The organism is Peribacillus loiseleuriae, from assembly GCF_001183985.1.
GTDB classification, from domain to species: domain Bacteria; phylum Bacillota; class Bacilli; order Bacillales; family DSM-1321; genus Peribacillus; species Peribacillus loiseleuriae.
Window position 1 is genome coordinate 43,784 of the sequence record NZ_LFZW01000001.1, and the last position, 22,313, is coordinate 66,096.

18 protein-coding genes, 1 tRNA gene and 1 pseudogene are annotated in these 22,313 nt (G+C 38.7%); 19 read left to right on the forward strand and 1 reads right to left on the reverse strand.

All coding sequences use genetic code 11. The features are described from left to right. Window positions 1–178: 178 nt before the first annotated feature. The 11 genes from pth to AC625_RS00270 all read left to right on the forward strand — a co-directional run bounded on the left by pth (window position 179) and on the right by AC625_RS00270 (window position 11,183). Entirely contained in the window at window positions 179–742 is a 564-nt protein-coding gene (gene pth / locus AC625_RS00220) for an aminoacyl-tRNA hydrolase (protein ID WP_049679492.1), read from the forward strand. 86 nt (window positions 743–828) lie between these two features. Further along, window positions 829–1,059: an anti-sigma-F factor Fin gene (fin, locus tag AC625_RS00225; protein ID WP_049679493.1), complete on the forward strand. Its 231-nt coding sequence runs from the start codon at window positions 829–831 to the stop codon at window positions 1,057–1,059. Window positions 1,060–1,179: 120 nt separating this feature from the next. Further along, window positions 1,180–4,716: a transcription-repair coupling factor gene (gene mfd, locus AC625_RS00230; protein WP_049679494.1), complete on the forward strand. Its 3,537-nt coding sequence runs from the start codon at window positions 1,180–1,182 to the stop codon at window positions 4,714–4,716. A gap of 179 nt (window positions 4,717–4,895) precedes the next feature. Continuing rightward, the gene (gene spoVT, locus AC625_RS00235; RefSeq protein ID WP_049679495.1) at window positions 4,896–5,432 is read left to right on the forward strand and encodes a stage V sporulation protein T; all 537 of its coding nucleotides are present in this window, start codon (window positions 4,896–4,898) and stop codon (window positions 5,430–5,432) included. 442 nt (window positions 5,433–5,874) lie between these two features. Beyond that, entirely contained in the window at window positions 5,875–7,467 is a 1,593-nt protein-coding gene (locus AC625_RS00240; protein WP_180320046.1) for a putative polysaccharide biosynthesis protein, read from the forward strand. A 1-nt stretch (window position 7,468) separates the two neighbouring features. Continuing rightward, the gene (gene yabN / locus AC625_RS00245; protein ID WP_049679497.1) at window positions 7,469–8,938 is read left to right on the forward strand and encodes a bifunctional methyltransferase/pyrophosphohydrolase YabN; all 1,470 of its coding nucleotides are present in this window, start codon (window positions 7,469–7,471) and stop codon (window positions 8,936–8,938) included. Window positions 8,939–8,962: 24 nt separating this feature from the next. Then, window positions 8,963–9,226 (forward strand): RNA-binding S4 domain-containing protein, encoded by a 264-nt coding sequence (locus AC625_RS00250; protein WP_049683512.1) that lies wholly within the window; start codon window positions 8,963–8,965, stop codon window positions 9,224–9,226. 82 nt (window positions 9,227–9,308) lie between these two features. Further along, entirely contained in the window at window positions 9,309–9,617 is a 309-nt protein-coding gene (yabP, locus tag AC625_RS00255) for a sporulation protein YabP (RefSeq protein WP_049679498.1), read from the forward strand. After that, on the forward strand, window positions 9,614–10,246 hold the full coding sequence (gene yabQ / locus AC625_RS00260; RefSeq protein WP_049679499.1) for a spore cortex biosynthesis protein YabQ: 633 nt from the start codon (window positions 9,614–9,616) through the stop codon (window positions 10,244–10,246). The genes yabP and yabQ overlap by 4 nt, the downstream gene beginning before the upstream one ends. A 15-nt stretch (window positions 10,247–10,261) precedes the next feature. Continuing rightward, entirely contained in the window at window positions 10,262–10,648 is a 387-nt protein-coding gene (locus tag AC625_RS00265; RefSeq protein WP_049679500.1) for an FtsB family cell division protein, read from the forward strand. A 79-nt stretch (window positions 10,649–10,727) separates the two neighbouring features. After that, complete coding sequence (locus tag AC625_RS00270; RefSeq protein WP_049679501.1) at window positions 10,728–11,183, forward strand: S1 domain-containing RNA-binding protein; 456 nt, start codon at window positions 10,728–10,730, stop codon at window positions 11,181–11,183. Between the two features lie 296 nt (window positions 11,184–11,479). On the opposite strand, the gene AC625_RS00275 is transcribed toward AC625_RS00270, so the two are convergent. Next, window positions 11,480–11,550, reverse strand: a tRNA-OTHER gene (locus tag AC625_RS00275). Between the two features lie 379 nt (window positions 11,551–11,929). Here AC625_RS00275 and spoIIE point away from each other — a divergent pair. The 8 genes and pseudogenes from spoIIE to hslO all read left to right on the forward strand — a co-directional run bounded on the left by spoIIE (window position 11,930) and on the right by hslO (window position 22,266). Continuing rightward, window positions 11,930–14,401: a stage II sporulation protein E gene (gene spoIIE / locus AC625_RS00280; protein WP_049679502.1), complete on the forward strand. Its 2,472-nt coding sequence runs from the start codon at window positions 11,930–11,932 to the stop codon at window positions 14,399–14,401. 79 nt (window positions 14,402–14,480) lie between these two features. Next, window positions 14,481–15,230, forward strand: a pseudogene (locus AC625_RS00285) (vWA domain-containing protein); the annotation flags it as partial. Further along, window positions 15,196–16,188: a protein kinase domain-containing protein gene (locus AC625_RS00290; RefSeq protein ID WP_342670977.1), complete on the forward strand. Its 993-nt coding sequence runs from the start codon at window positions 15,196–15,198 to the stop codon at window positions 16,186–16,188. The pseudogene AC625_RS00285 and the gene AC625_RS00290, both read left to right, overlap by 35 nt. A 104-nt stretch (window positions 16,189–16,292) precedes the next feature. Further along, on the forward strand, window positions 16,293–17,687 hold the full coding sequence (tilS, locus tag AC625_RS00295; RefSeq protein WP_049679504.1) for a tRNA lysidine(34) synthetase TilS: 1,395 nt from the start codon (window positions 16,293–16,295) through the stop codon (window positions 17,685–17,687). 32 nt (window positions 17,688–17,719) lie between these two features. After that, window positions 17,720–18,265, forward strand: coding sequence for a hypoxanthine phosphoribosyltransferase (hpt, locus tag AC625_RS00300; protein WP_049683514.1), 546 nt, complete (start codon window positions 17,720–17,722; stop codon window positions 18,263–18,265). 110 nt (window positions 18,266–18,375) lie between these two features. Continuing rightward, window positions 18,376–20,424 (forward strand): ATP-dependent zinc metalloprotease FtsH, encoded by a 2,049-nt coding sequence (gene ftsH, locus AC625_RS00305; RefSeq protein ID WP_049679505.1) that lies wholly within the window; start codon window positions 18,376–18,378, stop codon window positions 20,422–20,424. A 140-nt stretch (window positions 20,425–20,564) separates the two neighbouring features. Next, entirely contained in the window at window positions 20,565–21,332 is a 768-nt protein-coding gene (locus tag AC625_RS00310) for a type III pantothenate kinase (protein WP_049679506.1), read from the forward strand. Window positions 21,333–21,387: 55 nt separating this feature from the next. After that, window positions 21,388–22,266, forward strand: coding sequence for an Hsp33 family molecular chaperone HslO (gene hslO / locus AC625_RS00315; protein WP_049679507.1), 879 nt, complete (start codon window positions 21,388–21,390; stop codon window positions 22,264–22,266). Window positions 22,267–22,313 lie beyond the last annotated feature (47 nt).

Genomic DNA, 22,313 nt, shown 5'->3' on the forward strand with positions numbered 1-22,313 from the left:
TACTGTAACCAAGGACCGGTGACGGTTTTTTCCGTGGAAAAGGGACGGGGCTTCTAAAAAATTAGCTCCGCACCGCCACCTTCATTGGGTAATACAGTTTTTAGAACCTGAATACTTTTCATCGATGGGTTTTAGAGCAGATGCTCATGGATGTTCTTTTATAAATGGAGTGTGAATCATGAAGTTAATCGTTGGGCTGGGGAACCCCGGCAGACAATATGAGAAAACGAGACATAATATCGGGTTTGAAGTGATAGACGAGCTTTCGAAAAAGTGGTCCATTCCTTTAGATCAAGCAAAGCATAAAGGAATCTATGGAAGTGGCTCGGTAAATGGTGAAAGAGTCTTGTTGCTAAAGCCACTGACATATATGAACTTATCAGGAGAATCCATTTCGGCTGTTATGAACTTCTTTAAGCTTGAGAATGATGATTTAGTCATTCTATATGATGATTTAGATTTGCCTCCTGGTAGAATTCGCTTGCGTCAAAAGGGCAGTGCAGGTGGACATAATGGAATTAAATCAACAATCGCTCATCTTGGTACGCAAGAATTCAACCGAATTAGAATCGGTATAGGCCGACCAGAGGGTAGAATTCCTGTGACTGACTATGTATTAGGTCGATTTACGGAAGAAGAGTGGACAAGGATTGAACCGATAATTGAAAAAAGCGCTCATGCATGTGAGGCATGGTTGAAGTCTCCATTCTTACAAGTTATGAATGAGTATAATCAATCGTAATCCTAAAAAATGTTCTGCATGCTGAATAATTACCTCCTATTTAGGCCTATACTAAGGGTAATCTTTCTAAATTAGGGGGTTAGTGAATGGCTCTCCATTACACATGTAGGCATTGTGGTACTAAGATTGGTACGATAAGTGAGACCATACTACATTCAGAGCAGCTGGGTCTTACCCAACTTAATGATGAAGAACGGCAAGATATGATTGCTTATGATTCAGTGGGGAATGTACATGTGAAGGCAATTTGCGAAGATTGTCACGAAGCATTGCAAAGGAACCCTGACTTGCATCAAAATGATTATATAATTCATTAAGCGGAAGTAAGCTTTGGATCGAAATCCAAAGCATTTTTCCGTTTCGTTGATTTTTGATTTTTATTAAAAGGAATATATATAAAGTAGGTAAAGTAGTCAGAAAAGGGAGGAGAAGAAGATATGAATGGTTTACAAAATTTGTTCTCCAAACATAATGAAGTCCATTCGTTAATTACTGGAGTAAATGAAGGATTGAAGGAACAATTAGTTTCTGGATTATCAGGTTCATCCCGATCGATGTTAATTGCTGCATTGTACGAAGAAACTGAAAGGCCATTGCTGGTTGTTACACATAATCAATTACAAGCTCAGAAGCTTCAGGAGGATTTGGTGAATTTTATTCCGGAAGAGGAGTTGTTTATCTATCCTGCGAATGAGTTAATTGCAGCCGAGTTGAGTGTGGCAAGCCCCGAGTTGCGAGCGCAGCGCATAGAAGCCTTAAATTATTGGTCACATGCCGAAAAAGGAGTTGTCATCGTTCCAATCCCGGGCTTGCGAAAGATGCTACCCTCAAAAGAATTATGGCAGAAATATCAATTACACTTTTCATTAGGTACAGACGTTGATTTAGACAACTTATTACATACTTTCATTTCCATGGGGTATTCAAGGTCAGAAATGGTGTCATCTCCTGGCGAATTTAGCTTAAGAGGCGGAATTATTGATATTTATCCTATAACAGAACCCAATCCAATTCGGATTGAGTTATTTGATACAGAAATTGACTCCATTCGAACATTTTCACTTGAAAATCAACGTTCGCTCGATAAGCTTGACCGCGTAAAGATTGGACCAGTGTCTGAAAACCTTTTGGAGTCTGAACATTATGAAAGAATTATCAAATCGCTTGAGAGTAAATTAAGCAAAAGTTTATCAAAAATAAAAAATGATAAAGCTAAGGAACAAATGCTGCAAACGATTTCTTATGAGTTAGAGCAGCTGAAAACGGGACATAGACCTGACCAAGTCTTTAAATATTTAAGTCTTGCTTATGAAAATCCTACTAGTTTGCTAGATTACATGCCGAGTAATGGGTTGGTAATCCTAGATGAGATAAGTCGAATTCAGGAGATTAACGATACACTTGAAAAAGAGGAAGCGGAATGGTACACAAGTTTGCTCGAAGCGGGACAGATTGTTCATGATATACAAATTTCGCATAAGCTCCCTGAGCTTTTCGCACAATCAAAGCAGAAGCTGATTTACTTATCATTGTTTTTGCGTCATGTACCGCATACAAATCCGCAAAATATCTTGAATTTTACATGTAAGCAAATGCAAAATTTTCATGGACAAATGAACGTTTTTAAGGCTGAAATCGAACGTTGGAAAAAAGGGAAATATGCAGTAGTCATTTTAGGCCCTGATGATGAACGTGTAAAAAAACTAGTAGGTCTTTTGGCGGATTATGACATCGACGCTGCGGAACTTTCCGATACAAGTAAGATTTTACCGGGAAGGATTCAAATTCTTAAAGGCAGTTTGAACACCGGGTTTGAATTACCACTTCAAAAATATGCGATTATCACTGAACAGGAATTATTTAATAAAAAAACAAAAAAATCAACAAGACGTCAAAAGCTTTCGAATGCTGAACGGATTAAAAGCTATTCAGAATTGAAAGTGGGAGACTATGTAGTTCATGTTAATCACGGGATAGGGAGATACCTAGGTATCGAGACACTTATGATTAATGGTATTCATAAGGATTATTTGCATCTTCGCTATCAAGCTGATGATAAATTATATGTACCGGTAGATCAGATCAATCTCGTTCAGAAATACGTAGGCTCAGAAGGTAAGGAACCGAAGCTCTATAAATTGGGCGGAAGCGATTGGAAGCGAGTGAAAAGCAAAGTTCAATCCTCTGTTCAAGATATAGCAGATGATCTTATTAAACTTTATGCAGAGCGAGAAGAAGCAAGGGGGTACGCCTTCTCTCCAGATGGGGATATGCAACGTGAATTTGAAAGTGCATTTGCCTATAACGAAACCGATGATCAGCTGCGTTCCATACATGAGATAAAACTAGACATGGAACGCGAAAGACCGATGGATCGTTTATTGTGTGGTGATGTGGGATATGGCAAGACAGAAGTGGCGATTCGCGCCGCCTTCAAGGCGATAGCCGATGGAAAACAAGTAGCCTTTCTAGTGCCAACTACAATCCTTGCTCAGCAACACTTTGAAACACTTCGTGAACGATTCCAGGATTATCCGATTAATATTGGACAAATGAGCCGTTTCCGAACGAGAAAGCAACAGACTGAAACGATGAAAGGCCTGAAAGCGGGCACGATAGATATCGTTGTCGGGACCCACCGACTATTGTCGAAGGATATCGAATATCGAGATATTGGCTTGCTTATTATTGATGAAGAACAACGCTTTGGCGTTACTCATAAAGAGAAAATCAAGAGGCTTAAAACAAATGTAGATGTATTGACATTAACAGCGACGCCTATTCCGCGTACGTTGCATATGTCTATGCTTGGTGTTAGGGATTTATCTGTCATTGAAACGCCACCTGAGAATCGTTTTCCAATTCAGACCTATGTGATGGAGTACAACGGTGTTTTAGTTACCGAGGCAATTGAAAGAGAGATGGCAAGAGGAGGGCAGGTTTACTTTCTTTATAATCGGGTAGAGGATATAGCAAGAAAGGCAGAGGAAATTTCCATGTTAGTTCCAGATGCCCGAGTCACCTATGCCCATGGCCGTATGACGGAACAGGAATTAGAAGCGGTCATGCTTGGTTTTCTAGAAGGTGAGTACGATGTGTTAGTCAGTACAACGATCATCGAAACTGGTGTTGATATTCCAAATGTAAATACATTAATCGTTCATGATGCAGATAGAATGGGGCTTTCTCAGCTTTATCAGCTTAGGGGCCGAGTAGGGCGTTCTAATCGGATTGCCTATGCATTTTTTACCTACCGAATGGACAAGGTCTTGACGGAGGTAGCCGAGAAACGGCTTCAATCGATTAAAGAATTTACTGAACTAGGTTCAGGTTTTAAAATTGCTATGCGTGATTTATCAATCCGAGGAGCTGGAAACTTGCTAGGATCTCAGCAACACGGATTTATTGACTCTGTTGGATTTGATTTATTCTCGGAAATGCTCAAAGAAGCTGTGGAAGCAAAAAGGAATGATAAACCAGTCGAAGAGAAAACAACGCTTGAAATCGATGTCGATGTGGATGCATATATCCCTGATACGTATATTTCTGATGGACATCTAAAGATCGAAATGTATAAAAGATTTAGAGGCGTCTCCACTCTAGAGGATTTAGATGAATTGAAAGAGGAAATCGTCGATCGTTTTGGAGATTATCCACCTGAAGTAGCCTATTTATTGTTAATTTCAGAAATTAAAGTGTATGCGAGTCTTGCATCTGTTGAAAGCATTAAGCAATTGAAGCAGGAAATCACGATTTTTATCTCAGAACAAGAAAGTAGTAAAATTGATGGACAAAAAGTATTCCTTTTGAGTTCGAAGTTTGGTCGTGCAGTTGGTCTAGGTATGGAGGGGAACCGAATGAAGCTTGTGCTCCATTCAAAAGGTATGGACCATGACAAATGGTTGAGTGTACTATTCGAGCTAGTAAAGGGCCTGCAGCATGTTAATAAAGAAAATCAAACGATGAATCAATAATTAGGTGAAATAGGTACACTGTCGATAAAGTAATTTTGTAAGGAAATAAAGAAAAATTTTTTCAAAGTGTATAGAACTTTCCATTAGAAAAATACTATATTCAAGGTCGATGATGATTTTGTCTTAAATACGAAGTCATTATTAGGAAATCAATTTTGATGAAAGTGAGGCAACACAAGATGAAAGCAACTGGTATTGTTCGCCGAATTGATGATTTAGGAAGAGTGGTAATCCCAAAAGAAATTCGCAGAACCTTGCGTATTCGTGAAGGAGATCCATTAGAAATCTTTGTAGACCGAGATGGAGAAGTTATTTTAAAAAAATATTCACCTATTAGTGAACTGGGAAACTTTGCAAAGGAATATGCAGAGGCCTTGTTCGATAGCTTGGGTAATCCTGTTTTAATTTGTGATCGTGATACATATATCACAGTTGCAGGCAGCTCAAAAAAGGATTATTTAAACAAAAATGTAAGTGATTTTATTGAAAAAACGATGGATGATCGTAATTCAATAATCATTACAGCGAAATCAGAAGTCTCATTTGTCGATTCCAATGAAGAAGAAGTTCAATCATATACAGTGGCCCCCATTGTTGCCAATGGTGATCCAATTGGAGCCGTCGTGATCTTCTCTAAGGAAGAAACGGTAGGGGAAGTAGAACATAAAGCGGTAGAAACAGCAGCAAGCTTTTTAGCTAGACAAATGGAACAATAATATAATATAAGACAGGCATTATACAAATATCAAAAGGGACAGCGTGATGCTGTCCTTTTTATGTGTTGGAGACTAAAAAGTAGCGGAGTGGTGATTTTTAGTTAACCTTCCCTTGACCGGAATGCTTCCACTTTTCGCTTTATCCCGGTTCAACAGGCCGTAATACCCTGATTGGTGAGATACAGTGAAACTTACCAATGTGTAAGCAGAGGTATAGTTGAGGTTCACAAGATGTGGGTCACACAGACGAAGACATGAGGACGCGGCGTGCTTAGATCGGGTTCGGGGTGTTGCTTTATCGAAGCGTTAGCTTTCGATTTAGCGACATTAGAATGAGGCTGGCCACCAGTGGGCGAGGACCCCCCACTGATAGAAATTTCACTTTATGCTATAATACAACCACATATGTGTGGAAGGGGTTCTTAAGATGGTTGGAGGGCCTTTGAAGACAACAAGAGAGCTCGTACGAGGGGCGTTCATATTAAGTATTGCCAGTCTTATAGTGAAGGTATTAAGTGCCGCTTATCGCATTCCGTATCAAAACATAGTTGGAGATTTAGGCTTTTATATTTATCAGCAAGTGTATCCCTTTTATGGGATTGCTCTAACACTGTCAACTTTGGGGTTTCCTGCAGTAATATCAAAGTTATTGGCAGAACGTGATGATTCTGGAGATGGGTTTTCTGCTAACGAAATTCTTATGAGTTCATTGGCCATACTTGGAGCATTAGGTATAGTGATGTTTGGTGGTTTATTTTTCTTCGCAGATTCGATTGCAGCTGCTATGGGTGATCCACAGTTAACAGGGCTCTTGAAGATCATCGCGTTTTCTTTTTTACTAATGCCTGCTGCATCAGTAATCAGGGGGTATTATCAAGGACAAGGAAATATGATTCCAACAGCCTTGTCTCAAGTATTAGAGCAACTCATAAGAGTCGCTACCATCTTGTTGCTGTCTTTATTTCTTATTCGACATGGTTCTTCCTTATATGAAGTTGGTACAGGTGCTGTTTTTGGATCTGTAACAGGTGGTTTAATGGGTTTGTTCATTCTCTTGAGTTTTCTTATTTTTAGGAAAGAATGGTCAAACCTAAAAAAAGCATCTTTGAGATTTAGGAATTTCCCATTCGTCATGAAAGCTCTAATCTTTCAAGGTTTTTCTTTTTGCGTGACAGGATTAATTCTTGTGCTCATTCAGCTTGTCGATTCTCTGCAACTTTATAATCTATTGGGAGAAATCGGCTTAGGTGCTACCGAGGCAAAAGAGTGGAAGGGGGTATATGACCGTGGTCAGCCGCTTATTCAGCTTGGAACGGTTATCGCCACGTCCTTATCACTGACAATGATTCCAATCATCTCTCTCGCTATGAAAAAAAAGGATGAGGATGAGCTGGCAAACAAAATAAGTTTTACACTGAAAGTTAGCACCTCTGTTGGAGTGGCGGCTTCTAGCGGATTAATCTGCTTGATTAAACCGGTAAATATCATGCTATTCACTGACATGAAAGGTTCCGGTACTCTTGCGATATTAGCCGTTTCCATTCTCTTTACATCAGTTATTATGGCCCAATCAGCCATTCTGCAAAGTATGGGTCATACGTGGGCGCCAGTTGTGGCAGTTGGTTTTGGGCTTGCTTGTAAATGGAGTCTTAACAGACTGCTCGTACCCCATTACTCAATAGCGGGAGCGGCTGTTGCCACCGTTCTTTGTTTCGTATTAATGGCACTGCTACTAGCTGTTTTTCTACAAACAAAAGTCAGTAAGCCTTTGTTTGAAAAAAACAGTGTATACATTATCGTAGGAGCAACGGTTACTATGGCCGTGACTTTGATTGTGTATAATCAGCTTTTTCAACTTTTTCAGCTATCAGGTCGATCCATTTCTAGTGTCCAGGCTTTAATCGGTGTAAGTCTGGGAGGAATCCTGTTTATTTACAGTATCCTTAAGACTGGGCTATTTACAAAGAATGAGCTTCTTCTTCTTCCGTTAGGAGAAAAGCTGGTTACATATTTACATAAAGAGGAGTATCGATAAAATGGTAAACGATATTGTAATAATCGGCCTTGGTGCAGGTGACTTAGACCAGCTTCCTTATGGCATTTATAAAAAACTTAAGCAAGCATCTTCCTGCTTCGCGCGAACGGTGGAACATCCTGTCATAAATGAATTGATGAACGAAGGTGTTTCATTCATTAGCTTTGATGATGTTTATGAAAAGCATGATACTTTTGAGAAGGTCTATGAGGAAATTGCTGAGACATTGCTCAAGCAAGCTTCGGTCGAGGCGGTACTCTATGCGGTGCCAGGCCATCCAATGGTGGCTGAAAAGACGGTACAGATTCTTATTGAAAAGGGACCAAAATATGGAGTATCTGTTAAAGTAGAAGGAGGTCAAAGCTTTCTTGATGCATTGTTTCTGGCCGTGAAGATTGACCCAATTGAAGGTTTTCAACTTCTTGATGGGACAGCACTTGAGAAAGACGATTTGCATATCAATCAGCATATGATCATTGGACAAGTATATGATCCGTTTATTGCATCGAATGTTAAGCTGACACTTATGGAAAAATTGCCTGATGACCACGCTGTTTATCTCGTTACCGCAGCTGGCAGCGAAACTGAATTGGTAAAAAGACTACCTCTTTATGAGCTCGATCGTGAAATGGAACTTAGTAATCTGACAAGTGTCTATGTTCCACCTGTCAAAGAAATAAACAAGCAGTATCGAGAATTTTCTACCTTTAGGCAAATTATTGCACAATTAAGAGGACCAAATGGCTGTCCGTGGGATATAAAACAAACGCATGAAAGCCTGAAACAGTACTTAATCGAAGAGACGTATGAATTAATTGATGCCATTGACAAACAAGATGAAGATGAAATTATAGCTGAACTAGGAGATGTTCTCCTGCAAGTCCTGCTGCACGCCCAAATTGGCGAAGACGAGGGAATGTTTACGATTGAAGATGTGATAGAAGGTATATCTTCAAAAATGGTTCGCCGTCATCCACACGTCTTCGGTGATATCGAAGTGAACGGGGAAGAAGATGTGCTAAAAAATTGGCAACAAATTAAACAAGAAGAAAAAGAACAGGCAGGATCTACAAATAAATCATTGCTAGATGATGTTGGTAAATTCATTCCAAACTTAATTCGTGCGCATGAATATCAAAAACGAGCAGCAAAAGTAGGCTTTGATTGGAATGAAGTTTCTGAAGCATGGAAAAAGGTTAAAGAAGAAATAATCGAAGTAGAAGCGGAAATGGATCAAGGGGATGAGGCTGCTCTAAGAATGGAATTAGGTGATCTATTCTTTGCTCTTGTGAACGTTACCCGTTTTTATGGGATTCAAGCTGAGGAAGCAGTATATGTTGCTAATCAGAAGTTTTATAATCGATTTACATATATTGAAGCGTGTATTCAAAATGAGAGAAAAGAATTTGCTAATTATTCGCTGGATGAGCTTGATCGTTTTTGGGAGGAAGCAAAATCTAAAGGATTATAAATTAAGGAGAGAATCTAAATGACGATGAGACTAGATAAGTTTATGAAAATATCGCGTTTAATAAAGCGACGTACATTGGCTAAAGAGGTGGCTGATAAAGGACGTATTAGTATTAATGGTACCCCTGCTAAGGCGAGTTCCAATGTCAAAGAAGGTGATGAGCTGGCTATTCAATTCGGACAAAAAAGGGTTACAGTGCGAATCGAAAAAATACAGGAATCAACAAAAAAAGAAGAAGCAGCCAATATGTACACGGTTCTGAAAGAGGAAAAATTGGGTGGTGAGTAAAGCGGCCGGCTAGCGAGGCTTGTTCTAATCTTTGTAAATCTCACATAGACATGTACAAAACGTTTTAATGTGAGGGATGAAGATGAGCCAATATTATGAACCAGTCCAAAACAATCAGAAAGCAACAATTCAAGAACATGACGTCACCATGAGAGGTCGCCGTTTACTAGATATTACTGGAGTAAAACAAGTAGAAAGCTTTGATAATGAAGAGTTTCTTCTTGAAACGAATATGGGCTTTTTATCAATACGCGGGCAAAATCTACAAATGAAAAATTTAGACGTAGAAAAGGGTATTGTATCCATTAAAGGTAAAATTTTTGATCTTGTCTATTTAGATGAACATTCAGGGGAAAAAGCAAAAGGGTTCTTCGGGAAGCTGTTCAAATGACGCTAACTATTCAATTTTATACCTTACTTGCCATGATTGGAATGGGCAGCTGCTTCGGCGCTGCCTTGGATACGTATAACCGCTTTTTAAAGCGGACAAAGCGAAGAGCCTGGTTTGTTTTTCTAAATGACTTTCTTTTCTGGGTTGTACAAGGCCTAATCATCTTTTATGTGCTATTCTTAATCAATGAAGGGGAGTTTCGTTTCTACCTTTTTCTTGCATTACTTTGTGGATTCTCTGCATATCAAGCGCTTTTGAAAAAGAGCTATCATAAAATTCTTGAAGCCTTTATTACGAGTGTTATTGCAACTGCGAAATTTATGAGGAAATCATTTCAACTTTTAATTTACCAACCGATAAAATGGTTGGTAACTGGGATTGTATTTTTGATATTTGGTATAGGGAAAGTTCTTTTTTCAATCGTTAAGTGGATCATCCGCTTAATTTTTATAACCTTAAAGGTAATCTTACGACCTTTTTTCTGGATTTTCTTATATTTTTGGAATAAGTTGCCGAATGCTGTTACAAAAAACGTCGGTAAGTTTTATAATGAAATTACAGGAATATTTATAAAAATGAAGAAGTTTATAAAAGTAATTGTTGTGAAGTGGAGAAGTAAAAAAATTTGAGGGGTGAATAATAGAGTGGATAGCCTCCGAAAAAAGAAAGTGGCGAAAATTGAATCAGACTATGTCTTACAACAAGAGCAACAAGAGCATACATATATAAAGAAGAGACGCGGATTGATTCGACGCCTCACTTTTTATGGAATATGTGCTGCCATTATTTCAGTGTTGACCGCCATTACGCTTATTACCCAAGCAGAGGCCCTAGAAACAAAGACTGCAGAAATGGAGCAGGTTGAGAGTAAGTTAGCTCAATTAAAGAAGACAGCAAACGTATTAAAAGAGGAAATTGTTAAGCTTGAGGATGACGAGTATATAGCGAAATTGGCAAGAAAGGAATACTTCTTATCTGAAAAAGGGGAGATCATTTTTAATCTGCCTGAAAAAGAGGACGATAGTGACTAATATTGACACTGTTTTTTTCCTTTCGTTATAATATAATATGAAGTGATAGTTAACATTTCTAAGGAGGAACATTTTTTTTATGTCAATCGAAGTAGGCAGCAAGTTACAAGGTAAAGTAACAGGGATTACTAATTTTGGTGCGTTTGTAGAATTACCAGAAGGCTCAACAGGGCTTGTTCATATCAGTGAAGTTGCCGATAATTATGTAAAAGATATCAATGATCATCTTAAAGTCGGTGATGCAGTTGAAGTTAAAGTCATCAACGTTGAAAAAGACGGAAAAATTGGCTTGTCTATTAAAAAGGCAAAAGATAAACCTGAGGGACAACCACAATCTTCTTATTCACAACGTCCACGTCAAGGACGAGGAAATGATAGCCGTTCCAAAGACTCCCGCTCAAAAACAAGTTTCCAACCAAAGGAAAACTTTGAGCAAAAAATGACCCGTTTCCTAAAAGATAGCGAAGACCGCTTAACTTCTCTCAAACGTAGTACAGAAACAAAACGTGGAGGCCGAGGAGGAAGACGCGGATAAACTGCTGCTGAAAACAATAGTTTAGCAATTTTTCCTTGAAAAATTATATATAATACAGTAGGCAGGCTTATCACTAAGCTTGCTTTTTTGTTGCTCAGGGAACTATACGAATATAATTATCCCGGGTTAACAGGTTGTAATACCCCTACTGCGTTTAACTACCCGGTAAAAGCAAATGTGTAATTAAATATAAAAACGTCCCAGTTGGTTCCTTAATGAAAAGAATGTAACTGGGACGCTTCTGTTTATCTATACACTTACTTTACAAATTGCCTAAGTCCCTTGCATCTATTTGATAGTGGCAGAAGGGATCAAACCCCCAACCTTACGGGTAACCGTACGCTCTAACCAGCTAAGCTGCGCCGCTGTAATGCCTCAAAGCACAAGTTATATCTTATACAATCATAAGGAATAATGTAGGCTTTAACCAATAATTTTATGTTGGAATAACTAGTTTTTTGTAGACAAGGACCGAAGGCATTTTTGCTGATTGTCGTTTCATACAGATGAATCACAATATTCCCAGTTTTATTCCCAATGAAAGTATAAAAACCTCCCTTTTATTTAGACGAATTTGAATATAAGGCTTAGTTGTTAAGAGAATGGTTTAAAAATCTGTATGTAATTGAATATTCCTATAGAAATTAGTCGAACGTTTTTAATTAGATTTTATAAAATTCTGACAAAAAATGTGCAATACTCTCTTTATAATAAAAAATACTAATATGAATGGGAGTGTTTCATATATGGAAAAGATTGAACGAAATGTATTGGAGCCCATTGCCGAGGTGCACCTGCAAGGAGCGAAAGCGGGCGCTATTCATTGGATCACTCATCTTCAGACAAAGTTAATAGATCTCTTCATAAAACGTGGAATCGTCTTAGCCTTCATTGGTTTCTTATTAGGACGAGCACTTATATTATCGCAATTATCCCCATTTGGATTAGCCTTCTTCGCCGCTGTATTCTTGATGAGGCGAGATCGTGCCCCGTTGGCATTGGTCGGATTAATGATGGGGGCGTTAACAGTTTCTATTTCAAACAGCCTTACTCTTTTCTTTAGCACGCTGTTATTTTTACTTTTTCACAAGATGAAGAAGCTAAAACCAGAATCTCAATTCAAAGTCATTTCTTTGTATGTATTTCTTTCGTTAGTCATCGTTGGTTTGTCCAAGCAATATATGATTCACCGTACACTTGTATTATATGATGGCATGATGGTAGGGGTAGAAGCAGGGCTTGCACTAATTCTTACACTCATATTTATTCAATCGATTCCTCTTCTTACAGTTAGAAAAAAATCGCAATCTTTAAAGACTGAAGAAATTATCTCGATTATTATATTACTTGCTTCAGTCATGACTGGAACAATTGGATGGTCCATGTACGATCTTTCTGTCGAACATATTTTATCCCGCTATCTTGTTCTTTTATTCGGACTAGCAGGTGGGGCAGCCATCGGTTCCACAGTTGGGGTAGTTACTGGCCTGATTTTCAGTTTATCTAGCGTAACAAGTTTATTACAAATGAGCTTGCTTGCTTTTTCGGGTTTGCTTGGTGGACTTTTGCGTGATGGAAAAAAGGTAGGCGTTTCAATAGGATTAGTTATCGCTACCTTACTTATAGGTTTGTACGGGGAGGGATCGAACAATATTACGATTACCTTATATGAAACATTAATTGCTGTACTTTTATTTTTTATTACACCAAGTTCCGCGATTGGAAAGATTTCAAAGCATATTCCGGGTACTAATGAACATACGAATGAACAACAGCAGTATATGCGGAAAGTACGAGATGTAACGGCGCAAAGGGTATCACAATTTTCGAATGTATTCGAAGCGCTATCCAATAGCTTTTCACAAATGGACGACAGAGGAGAGGTAGAGGACGATGAAAAGGAACTCGATTACTTCTTAAGCAATGTGACTGAAAGGACGTGTCAGACGTGCTTTAAAAAAGAACAATGCTGGGCAAAGAACTTTGATACAACATATGAAGGGATGCAGGAAATTATGTTTCAATTAAGTGAACATGATGGACAGCTTCCCCAAAAGACTGTAAAGGAATGGGGAAAGTATTGTATTAACAGTCCAAAAGTTATTGCGACGATTTCTCAAGAGTTGCTCTATTATCAAGCCAATAAAAAATTAAAAAAGCAAGTCCAAGAAAGCCGAAAGTTAGTTGCGGATCAGTTAAAAGGCGTATCAGCTGTTATGGACGATTTTGCAAAGGAAATCCAACGCGAACGAATCAACCATCATCAACAGGAAGAGTCCATTATGGAAGCTATTCAGGATTTCGGTTTGCATATCACGAATGTGGAAATCTATAGCCTTGAACAGGGAAATGTCGATATTGAAATGAGTGTTCCATACTGTCAAGGAAGAGGTGAAAGTGAAAAGTTAATTGCACCCATGCTTTCTGATATTCTAGGTGAAACAGTGATTGTACACTCAGAGGAATGTGCAACTTTCCCTAACGGACAATGTGAAGTCGTTTTCCGTTCAGCTAAGAAGTATACAGTGGAAACTGGAGTGGCCCATGCAGCTAAAGGGGGAGGTCTAGTCTCGGGAGACAGTTTCACTACGACGGAAATAGGATTTGGCAAATATGCCATTGCCATTAGTGATGGGATGGGAAATGGAGAAAGAGCTCATTTTGAGAGCACGGAAACGTTAAAACTTCTGCAAAAATTCCTTATGTCTGGTATAGAGGAAAAAATTGCAATTAAATCGGTGAATTCCGTCCTTTCTCTTCGAACGACAGATGAGATTTTTTCAACCTTAGATTTAGCTATGATTGATTTACAAGATGCAAAGGCTAGATTTCTGAAAATTTGCTCAATACCTAGCTTTATAAAGAGGGGGGATAAAATAATTAAAATTGAAGCGAGTAATTTACCAATGGGCATTATTCAGGAATTCGATGTGGATGTAGTTTGTGAAGAGCTGAAGGCAGGAGATATTCTCATTATGATGAGCGATGGTATTTTCGAAGGTCCTACTCATGTGGAGAACTTTGAGTTTTGGATTAAAAGAAAATTGAAGGAATTACAAACAGAAGATCCACAGGAGATTTCCGATTTAATTTTAGAAGAGGTAGTTAGAACGAAAGGGGATATTGATGATGATATGACAGTGGTTACGGCGAAAATTATGCATAATACACCGAAATGGGCAACCATTCCTGTACATGCACGTCGGAAAAGAGCATGAAGAAAGCACAAGAAAGGAACTGGATTAAAAGTATAATTTTCTATTTTCTTGTCGAAAATGGTAACAGTATTTTTTCGAGGGGAGAATGAACATGAAAACAGGAACATTGAAGCAAATATTGTTAATTACAGATGGTTGCTCAAATCAAGGTGAAGATCCTGCTGCAATGGCAGCCTTGGCAAGAGAACAAGGGATTTCGGTTAATGTTATAGGGGTTATGGAAAATGATACAATTGATGAAAAAGGGTTGCAGGAAATCGAATCTATTGCATTATCTGGTGGAGGAATAAGTCAGATTGTGTATTCAAAGCAGCTGTCTCATACTGTCCAAATGGTCACGAGAAAGGCGATGACGCAAACAATACAGGGACTTGTGAATAAAGAGCTACAACAAATACTTGGCACTTCAACATCCATGGAAGACTTACCACCTGATAAGCGCGGAGAAGTTATGGAAGTAGTAGATGAGCTTGGTGAGACAAGCAAATTGGAAGTACTCATTCTCGTAGATACAAGTGCGAGCATGAAACATAAGCTTCCGACTGTTAAAGATGCTCTTTTGGATTTATCGCTAAGTATGAATGCCAGAATGGGTGATAATAAATTTTCTGTGTTCGTATTTCCTGGGAAAAGAAAAGATGTCGAGAAACTATTGGATTGGACTCCGAAGCTTGAGGTGCTTACGAAAATATTTCCGAAACTTACAACTGGAGGAATAACACCGACGGGTCCTGCCATCAACGAAGCACTAGGGTATTTTCAAAAAAAACGGTCACTAAGGGGATTGTTGTCTCATGATGACGAATCATACTTTGAGGAAACAGTGTAACCTTCTGCCCGGTAGTCTCATAACTGGGAAGTGGAATAAGAACCCTTACCAGATTAAAGAGGAATTAGGGTATGGGGCAAATGGAATTGTCTATCTTGCAGAAAGCAATTACGGAAAGGTCGCTTTAAAACTAAGTGATGATTATTCGTCCATTAGTTCAGAAATGAATATACTAAAATCCTTTTCCAAGGTCCAGGGACACTCTCTTGGACCTTCTTTTTTTGAAGCAGACGATTGGTTGAAGAATGGAAGGCCGCTTCCGTTCTATGTAATGGAATACATAAGAGGTGAAGGATATTTAGCGTTTATTGAGAAGAAAGGGGAATCGTGGGTTGGTGTATTAATGCTGCAACTTCTGTCAAGCTTGGGTGCACTTCACAAGCAAGGGTGGGCGTTTGGGGATTTGAAGCCAGAGAATTTGATCGTTACAATCCCTGCATATAAAATTCGTTGTATCGATGTTGGTGGGACTACATTATTCGGCCGGTCTATCAAAGAGTTCACGGAATTTTTTGATAGAGGGTATTGGGGGATGGGTTCAAGAAAAGCAGACCAGCAATATGATTTATTTGCAGTGGCGATGATTATCATCAATTCTTTCTATCCAAAACGTTTTTCGAAAAAAGGCGACGGATATACACAGCTTAATGAGTTGATTAAGCAAAAAAGGGGTCTTCACCCTTACAGTAAAGTACTCGATGGTGCAATGAGAGGTCAATATCACTCGGCAGATGAAATGAGAAATGATTTATTGAACGTATTAAACAGGGAGCATGAACGCAAGAAAGTTCAAACTAATTTAACATCCCAAAGTAAAAAAAATAAAAACAGCACTAGTCAAACACGCTCAATGAGAAAAAGAAAAGGGAAGAAAGGGAGAGGCGTTCTTGAGACACTTATCTTAGCTATTTTTGTATCAATATTGTATGTTCTGTATGTATATAGTCAGTTCCTATGATATAGTAAAAAAATTAAGGGATTGTAAATCCCATGAAAAATTATGCTATCTAATGCGTACAATTTAGGGATAGATAAAACAAGTTTGTAAAGAAGGAAGATAGGATGTTCGAACAGAAGGTATTGTCCGAGATAAACCGGTATCAATTAATCCCACGAAAATCCAGACTACTTGTAGGTGTTTCTGGTGGTCCTGATTCACTAGTTCTTCTGCACTTTCTTTGTTCATTAAGAGAAAGATTGGAGCTGGAGCTCGTTGTTGCACACATCGATCATATGTTCCGGGGAGAGGAATCATATGAGGATTATCAGTTCGTCGAGAAAATTTGTCAGGAATGGAATATCCCGTTTGAGGGAAAAAGAATAAATGTACCTACTTATATGGAAAGGTCGGGTAACAGTTCTCAATTAGCAGCAAGAAAACTTCGTTATGCTTTTTTTGAAGAAATAATGAAGAAGTATCAACTGCCCATCTTAGCGCTTGGTCACCACGGTGACGATCAAATTGAAACGATGCTTATGAGGATGACGAGAGGAGCGTCAGGAATGGCGCGAGCAGGCATTGCCGTTAAACGCCCTTTTCTAAACGGAGAGATTATTAGACCTTTTCTTGTCGTGACCAAGGAGGAAATCAATATATACGCCAGTCGCTATAAACTGACTCCTCGAATGGATCCAAGTAATGAACATAATGATTATGTGAGAAATAGATTTCGACATGATGTATTGCCGGTATTGAAACGGGAAAATCCCAAAGTACATGAGCACTTTCAAAGGTTTAGTGAAGAGTTAACGGAGGACGAGCAATTTTTGCAACAAATGACAGAACGCTATATGGAAAAGATTTGGCTTAGTAAAACGAAGGGTGAGTCTTCAATTGATTTGAATCAGCTACTTATGATACCAAAACCTTTACAAAGAAGAGCGATTCAACTAATATTAAACTATCTTTATGTAAAGAGACCATCATCACTTTCAGCATTACATATTGATCAGCTTTTTGCTTTGTTTTTTAATCCTCATCCATCAGCAGAATCACATCTTCCAGAAGGGCTTATTTGCGAGAAATCTTATGGCACGTGTACGTTTCGATTTCAACAAAAAGAAAGCTCTGATTATTCCATCAACATTACGATTCCTGGAGAGACTCTTCTACCGAATGGATTTAAAATTAAAGCACAGTATTTAGAAGAAATTCCTAGTCTAACTGGAAACTATTCTTTTTATCTGCCTGTCCATAAAACAACACTGCCACTCATCGCCCGTAACCGAAGAACTGGTGACCATATGGTTATCAAGGGCAAAGGCAATCATACAAAAAAGCTGAAGGATATTTTTATTAATGAAAAAATCCCGATGCAAATGAGGCGGAATTGGCCAGTTCTAACTGATCAATCAGGGGTGATTGTTTGGATTCCTGGTCTGAAAAAGTCCAATCTGGAGTTTGTTGATACGTATGATGAACAATCTTTAATTTATTTAGAATACCATAAAGCTTAAATCTTCTTAGGGGGCAATCAATTACAATGACCATGCAAAACGACATTGAAAAAGTGTTAATCACTGAGGAAGAACTACAGGATAAAATTAAAGAGCTAGCATCGCAGTTGGAACAAGAGTATAAAGACAAATTTCCTTTAGCTGTTGGGGTTTTAAAGGGTGCAATGCCATTTATGAGTGACCTGTTAAAACGTATCGATGCACATTTAGAAATGGATTTTATGGATGTTTCTAGTTATGGGAATTCCACAGTATCCTCAGGTGAAGTAAAGATTATTAAGGATTTGGATGCATCTGTAGAGGGTCGTGATATTTTAATTATCGAAGACATCATTGATAGCGGCCTAACACTTAGTTATCTTGCAGAACTTTTCCGTTACAGAAAAGCAAAATCAATAAGTATCGTAACATTGTTAGATAAGCCTACTGGAAGAAAGGCTGACATAACACCTGATTATACTGGTTTTATCGTACCAGATGAATTTGTGGTTGGATATGGTCTGGATTACGCGGAAAGATACCGCAACCTTCCGTATATCGGCATTCTTAAACCAAAAATTTACGAAAAAGGTGAATGATTTAATCAACGATTTTCGTTAAATTAAGTAGCGATGTTAAATTATTGTAACTCCATTATTTTCTATGATACTATTTACTATAGTTGTTTACCAGTGGGAGGAGGTAAGGGATGAATCGGATCTTCCGTAATACAATATTTTATTTACTCATCTTTTTAGTCATCATTGGAATTGTTAGTATTTTTAATACGAATAATGAGCCGACTAAAGAAATATCCCAAGACCAATTTTATAGTCAATTGGAAAAAGGGCAATTAAAATCATTTGAAATCCAGCCTGTACGTAATGTTTATGAAATTAGAGGAGATTACAAAAAGGGCACAGATAAGTTCTTTACTTATGTAACCAATAGTGAGGTTACGCAAACTCGTATATACGATCTTGCGGAAGAAAAGGGAGTTTCTATTAAGACAATTCCTGCAGAGCAAACAAGCGGATGGGTGACATTCTTCACGTCCATTATACCTTTCGTGATCATCTTTATTTTATTCTTTTTCTTGCTTAATCAGGCACAAGGCGGCGGCGGTCGTGTTATGAACTTCGGGAAAAGTAAAGCGAAGTTGTATAATGATGACAAGAAAAAGGTACGCTTCAATGACGTAGCAGGTGCAGATGAAGAAAAGCAAGAACTTGTTGAAGTAGTTGAATTCTTGAAAGACCCTCGCAAATTTGTTGAGCTAGGTGCACGTATTCCTAAAGGTGTCTTACTTGTAGGGCCACCGGGAACAGGTAAAACTTTGCTTGCAAGAGCAGTTGCGGGAGAAGCGGGAGTTCCTTTCTTTTCAATTAGCGGTTCTGACTTTGTTGAAATGTTCGTCGGTGTCGGTGCGTCTCGTGTTCGTGATTTGTTTGAGAATGCGAAGAAGAACTCTCCATGTATCATCTTCATTGATGAAATTGATGCAGTTGGACGTCAGCGTGGTGCGGGTCTAGGTGGCGGTCATGATGAGCGTGAGCAAACGCTTAACCAGCTACTTGTTGAAATGGATGGTTTCGGTGGAAACGAAGGAATCATCATTATAGCAGCAACAAACCGTGCGGATATTCTAGACCCTGCATTATTGCGTCCGGGTCGTTTTGATCGCCAAATTACGGTAGGGCGTCCAGATGTTAAAGGTCGTGAAGCTGTGTTGCAAGTCCATGCACGCAATAAGCCTTTAGCAGAAAGTGTTGATTTAAAAGCAATTGCTCAACGTACTCCAGGATTCTCCGGTGCCGATTTAGAAAACTTATTAAATGAAGCTGCTCTTGTGGCAGCCCGACAAGATAAGAAAAAAATTGACATGTCCGATCTTGATGAAGCCTCTGATCGGGTTATTGCAGGACCGGCCAAGAAAAACCGTGTTATCTCCAAGAAAGAACGTAATATCGTTGCTTGGCATGAAGCGGGCCATACAATCATTGGGTTAGTACTGGACGATGCTGAAACGGTCCATAAAGTAACAATTGTTCCACGGGGTCAAGCTGGCGGTTATGCGGTTATGCTACCTAAGGAAGATCGATTCTTTATGACAAAACCGGAGCTTCTTGATAAAATTGTTGGACTTTTAGGTGGACGTGTAGCTGAAGAAGTTGTTTTTGGTGAAGTTAGCACAGGTGCCCATAATGACTTCCAAAGGGCTACTGCTATTGCACGAAGCATGGTAACTGAATACGGGATGAGTGACAAACTCGGACCACTTCAGTTTGGACAGTCTCAAGGGGGTCAAGTTTTCTTAGGGCGTGATTTCAATAATGAGCAGAATTATTCAGATGCGATTGCCTATGAAATTGATCTTGAAATTCAACGAATTATTAAAGAATCTTACCAAAAAGCAAAAAGTATCATCACGGAAAAACGTGATAAATTAGATCTTATTGCGAAAACGTTATTGGAAATCGAAACATTGGATGCTGGACAAATCAAAAGTCTTTATGATAATGGCAAATTGCCAGAACGTGATTATACCGCTCTTAACGGTCGATTGGGCAATGATGGCGACTTGAAAGTTACCATTAATAAGAAAGAAGAGAAGGAAGCGTTGCTTAAGCCTTTGGATGAAAGAAATCCAGAGAGCTTAGAAGTAACAAACGATGCTCTTCTAGATACACCGATCGAAGAGAAGCATTCTGATGATGTACCTAATGCATTTCCTAACGAAGATGGTCAGAAGAAATAAAAGTGTAAAAGGTATTTCCTTCCGAGGAAATACCTTTTCCTATTCCAGGGGAAAATAAGCATGGAAAGTTCGTCTGTTAGCGTCTAAACAGAGCATTATGTTATGATGTTTGAGAATAATTTGCCGGAGTGGTGAGATCGATGATTTTTGTTTTAGATGTCGGGAATACGAATACCATGTTAGGGGTATATGAAAGAAATGAGCTGAAATTCCATTGGCGTATTGAGACGAATCGCCATAAAACAGAAGATGAATATGGCATAACGATTAAGTCACTATTAGAACACGAACAGATTTCCTTTGAGGATTTCGATGGGATTATTATTTCATCAGTTGTTCCACCAATTATGTTTGCTCTTGAAAATATGTGTGAGAAATATTTCGGTATTCAACCAATTATTGTTGGACCAGGAGTTAAAACTGGTTTGAATATTAAGTATGACAATCCAAGAGAGGTAGGAGCTGACCGAATCGTTAATGCTGTTGCGGGAATCGATGAATATGAATGCCCGTTGATTATCGTGGACTTTGGTACAGCGACGACGTATTGCTACATTGACGAGAATAAACAATATATGGGGGGAGCGATAGCCCCAGGTATTGGGATTTCAACGGAAGCTCTATACTCAAAAGCAGCTAAATTACCTAGGATTGAGATTGTACGTCCTGATGAAATTATTGGGAAAAATACAATAACGGCTATGCAAGCTGGAATTTTGTATGGGTTTGTTGGACAAGTAGAGGGGATTGTCTCCAGGATGAAAGCCCAAAGCAAGTTACCGCCTAAAGTAATTGCGACAGGAGGATTAGCGCAATTAATTGCCACTGAATCCACAATTATTGATGTCGTCGATCCCTTTTTAACATTAAAAGGATTACAATTAATATATAAGAAAAATAAAGGATAGTCCCTTTTTTAACAGGTAGTAAGTTTTAAATATATCAAATCGGAGGCGTATGGAGATGGAAGATTATTTAGTAAAAGCTTTAGCTTACAATGGCCAAGTTCGTGCCTATGCCGTTTCAACGACAAAAACAGTGGGAGAAGCACAACGACGCCATTATACATGGCCAACTGCATCTGCTGCACTTGGTCGTTCAATGTCAGCGGGTCTAATGTTAGGGGCTATGCTTAAAGGAGAAGAAAGACTAACCATTAAGATTGAGGGTGGCGGTCCGCTCGGGGTTATTTTAGTTGATGCAAATGCCAAAGGTCAAGTAAGAGGATATGTAGCGAATCCTCAGACTCATTTTGATCTCAATGAACATGGGAAGCTTGATGTAAGAAGAGCCGTAGGGACGGACGGAATGCTGTCAGTTGTAAAAGATATCGGACTCCGTGATTACTTTACGGGCCAAGTTCCACTAGTATCTGGTGAACTTGGAGAGGACTTTACATATTATCTTGTTACATCTGAACAGGTCCCATCTTCAGTTGGCGTGGGCGTCTTAGTTAATCCGGATAATACGATTCTTGCTGCTGGTGGTTTTGTTGTCCAGCTTATGCCAGGAGTGGAAGATGAGACGATAACAGCGATTGAAGAACGATTAAAAACAATTACACCTATTTCAAAAATGATTCAACAAGGGTTAACACCAGAACAAATACTCGATGAAGTATTAGGTGAAGGTAATGTTAGGTTACTTGAAAAAATGCCTGTTCAATTTAAATGTGAGTGCTCGCGTGAACGAATTTCGAATACATTAGTTAGTTTAGGTAAAGATGAGATTCAGGATATGATTGTTACAGATGGTAAGGCTGAGGCTCAATGTCATTTTTGTAATGAGACTTATCATTTCTCGAAGGAAGATCTTGAATCAATAATTGAAGAATTAAAGTAAAATGGAGAGTAGGGAAAATTCCAAAAGAAGCCCTTTTTCGTTTGGCG

Excerpts from the sequence above, each read along its gene's own strand:
- pth (WP_049679492.1), top strand. The coding sequence starts at position 179 with ATGAAGTTAATCGTTGGGCTGGGGAACCCCGGCAGACAATATGAGAAA.
- fin (WP_049679493.1), top strand. The coding sequence starts at position 829 with ATGGCTCTCCATTACACATGTAGGCATTGTGGTACTAAGATTGGTACG.
- mfd (WP_049679494.1), top strand. The coding sequence starts at position 1,180 with ATGAATGGTTTACAAAATTTGTTCTCCAAACATAATGAAGTCCATTCG.
- spoVT (WP_049679495.1), top strand. The coding sequence starts at position 4,896 with ATGAAAGCAACTGGTATTGTTCGCCGAATTGATGATTTAGGAAGAGTG.
- yabN (WP_049679497.1), top strand. The coding sequence starts at position 7,469 with ATGGTAAACGATATTGTAATAATCGGCCTTGGTGCAGGTGACTTAGAC.
- AC625_RS00250 (WP_049683512.1), top strand. The coding sequence starts at position 8,963 with ATGAGACTAGATAAGTTTATGAAAATATCGCGTTTAATAAAGCGACGT.
- yabP (WP_049679498.1), top strand. The coding sequence starts at position 9,309 with ATGAGCCAATATTATGAACCAGTCCAAAACAATCAGAAAGCAACAATT.
- yabQ (WP_049679499.1), top strand. The coding sequence starts at position 9,614 with ATGACGCTAACTATTCAATTTTATACCTTACTTGCCATGATTGGAATG.
- AC625_RS00270 (WP_049679501.1), top strand. The coding sequence starts at position 10,728 with ATGTCAATCGAAGTAGGCAGCAAGTTACAAGGTAAAGTAACAGGGATT.
- spoIIE (WP_049679502.1), top strand. The coding sequence starts at position 11,930 with ATGGAAAAGATTGAACGAAATGTATTGGAGCCCATTGCCGAGGTGCAC.
- AC625_RS00290 (WP_342670977.1), top strand. The coding sequence starts at position 15,196 with ATGATGACGAATCATACTTTGAGGAAACAGTGTAACCTTCTGCCCGGT.
- tilS (WP_049679504.1), top strand. The coding sequence starts at position 16,293 with ATGTTCGAACAGAAGGTATTGTCCGAGATAAACCGGTATCAATTAATC.
- hpt (WP_049683514.1), top strand. The coding sequence starts at position 17,720 with ATGCAAAACGACATTGAAAAAGTGTTAATCACTGAGGAAGAACTACAG.
- ftsH (WP_049679505.1), top strand. The coding sequence starts at position 18,376 with ATGAATCGGATCTTCCGTAATACAATATTTTATTTACTCATCTTTTTA.
- AC625_RS00310 (WP_049679506.1), top strand. The coding sequence starts at position 20,565 with ATGATTTTTGTTTTAGATGTCGGGAATACGAATACCATGTTAGGGGTA.
- hslO (WP_049679507.1), top strand. The coding sequence starts at position 21,388 with ATGGAAGATTATTTAGTAAAAGCTTTAGCTTACAATGGCCAAGTTCGT.